The organism is Pararhodobacter sp. SW119, from assembly GCF_017811755.1.
Taxonomy (GTDB): Bacteria; Pseudomonadota; Alphaproteobacteria; order Rhodobacterales; family Rhodobacteraceae; genus Pararhodobacter.
Window position 1 is genome coordinate 1 of sequence record NZ_JADDJF010000142.1, and the last position, 1,712, is coordinate 1,712.

Genomic DNA, 1,712 nt, shown 5'->3' on the forward strand with positions numbered 1-1,712 from the left:
GCAAGCGATTGCTTTGTGGTCGTAATTTCGCCTCGCTTCTCCGCCATTCGAGGCAGAGTCTCGGGAAGCTCGAGCTTCCCAGGCGAAGGCCTGGCGCACAACCCACGTTTTCGGAGGTTCAGCTGAGCGTGGTCCAGCCGCCTCGAGGGGCCTTCTCGTCCCGCACGCTGCGCGGAAAATAGTCGCGTGGCGGCACCTCAAGATCAATTCCAAGTGCATCCTCGAGCGTTGAAAGCTGCGCAGCAACGGCATCGGCAAGGGTCTTGCCCCCGGCCTCCGCCAGGAACGGAACACCCGTCCGGGCGACCTCCTTCAGAAGCTTGGGCCACTGCCCTGAAAAGCGCGATCTCGCGAAGCCGAGATCACCCATCGCGCGCTCGAGATGCGCAATGCTCAGATCCTCGGCGAAGCTGGCGCCTCCAAGTGTCAGCGCAAGCTCATGTGTGACTCGCGCATCCATGATGGCCGGAATCACGTCGTAAAGCGGCGCGAGCTCCCCCGCCGGCTGGCGGTAAAGTATCGTGGTGTTCTTGGCGTGGTTGTCGGTGTTGCCGACGGCAAGGTTGAAGAGCGTCTGGCGGAGGAATCCGATCTGGAACAAGGCTGGCCTCGCCGTGCGCCGGGCGATTTCACCGACAGCTCGCATGGAGAACCGGATATCGGGCGAAACGGCATCGCGCTCGTACTTGAGATGTCGCGCGAGACCCATGGCCTGACAAAGGTCTTCGGAATGGACGCGGCGAACGGTCGCTCCATCGAAGAACCGGTCGAACCGGCGCGTCAGGATGGTGCCGATGTCGGCACCCGTCTCTCGGTCGTGGAACTCGAGGTAAGCACCTTCCGCGGTTTCAATGCCGAGCCGGCTTGCGAGCGACAGCAGTGCCACCTCGTGACGCGCAAGATCAAGATCATCTCGCGGAGACACCTTCAGGATATGCGTCGTGGGCGCTCGGCTACCCTCGCGCGGAAGAAAGAACCGTCCGTCGTGATGCAGAACTGCGATCTTGGGCTGCACGCCCGCGACCGGCGAGGGATCGCGTGCGCCCTCGGGCAACCGCCCGTGGAAATGCAGCGAACGAACGAGCTCAGCGAGACGGGCTGCCTGAACCTCCTCGTAGTCGTCGGGAAAGACGCCCGGTCGCTTGCCGGGACCAGACCCTGCCGGCGTGATTGAAACCGCCCCGGCACAGTCCGCACCGAGATGGAACAGGAGACCGCCGATGTCGCCACGGTCGATCCGGTGGGCCGCCATGACGCGGTCAAGCTCGCGCCCCTCAAAGAGCAGATTGCCGAAGAAGGCGGTGCAAGCGGCGTCCCCGAAGGGCGTGTTCTTGATGGGTAGTGCTGCGGACAGTCGACCCTCCTTTGGGACCCCCCGCGCATAGGCGAATTCGAGGCTCTTGTCGGCGTGTCGTTCGAGTTTGCCGACTGGAGCCTCCACGGCCTCCATCCACACATCCAGTTTCATTCGCGCGGCACAGCTTGCAGGTCGATTCCGAGGGGCTCCAGAAGCCGGAGGTAAGTCTCGAGGGTTGCCGGAATCTGGCTCCGCTCGATCTTGGAAAGATTGGACTGATCAACGCCCGATATCGACGAGAGATCCGCCTGACGCAGCTTCATCTCTCGACGCCGGGCACGAATGAGAGCTCCCAGTTCGCTCACTGAGCTGATGCGTATCGGGTCTTGCAACCGAGCCATCCTTCCAATGGTTT

2 protein-coding genes are annotated in these 1,712 nt (G+C 62.7%); both read right to left on the reverse strand.

Annotated features, from left to right (window positions below; all coding sequences use genetic code 11):
- Positions 1-118: 118 nt before the first annotated feature.
- The gene (locus IM708_RS20900) at positions 119-1,468 is read right to left on the reverse strand and encodes a HipA domain-containing protein (protein ID WP_209428476.1); all 1,350 of its coding nucleotides are present in this window, start codon (positions 1,466-1,468) and stop codon (positions 119-121) included.
- Positions 1,465-1,712 (reverse strand): helix-turn-helix domain-containing protein (locus IM708_RS20905; protein ID WP_209428477.1); only part of this gene is annotated, 248 nt, incomplete at its 5' end. The genes IM708_RS20900 and IM708_RS20905, both read right to left, overlap by 4 nt.